The 569-nt window shown below is 40.4% G+C and carries 1 protein-coding gene; it reads left to right on the forward strand.

Annotation, left to right across the window (positions count from 1 at the left end; all coding sequences use genetic code 11):
- Positions 1-374: calcium-binding protein (locus HMPREF2959_RS03235; protein WP_024496990.1), on the forward strand; the 374-nt coding region annotated here is incomplete at its 5' end.
- Between the last annotated feature and the right edge of the window lie 195 nt (positions 375-569).

The raw sequence follows: 569 nt of genomic DNA on the forward strand, positions 1-569 counted from the left end.
TCGGCAAAGGCTTCGGTCAGGATACGGTCTATAACTACCATGTGGATAAAAACTCTGACACTATGCACTTTAAAGGATTTAAAGCAGCAGATGTTCATTTTATCCGTTCCGGAAGTGATTTGGTGCTTAGCGCTTCTGAACAAGACAACGTACGTATTTCCGGATTCTTCTATGGTGAAAACCATCGTGTAGATACATTTGTCTTTGATGATGCAGCTATCAGTAATCCAGATTTTGCCAAGTATATTAATGCTGGCAATAATTTGGTACAGTCTATGTCTGTGTTCGGTTCTAATACTGCGGCGACAGGAGGAAATGTGGATGCCAATACACAATCCGTACAGCAGCCGTTATTGGTAACGCCATCTGCATAAGGAGCCTAATTACATTCATGGCTTAAACTGAAAAACAGCAATCAAGTTTATTTTGATTGCTGTTTTTCTTAATATTGGGATAAGGGTCGTATTTTAATTAACCTTAATCGGTGCACTTCTAGCAATATAGTGGATACACAAAAACCAGTACAGCGTTGCCTCGCCTTACCGTACTATCTGTACTGTCTGCGGCTT

It is taken from the genome of Neisseria sp. HMSC070F02 (assembly GCF_001814225.1).
Lineage (GTDB): Bacteria > Pseudomonadota > Gammaproteobacteria > Burkholderiales > Neisseriaceae > Neisseria > Neisseria meningitidis.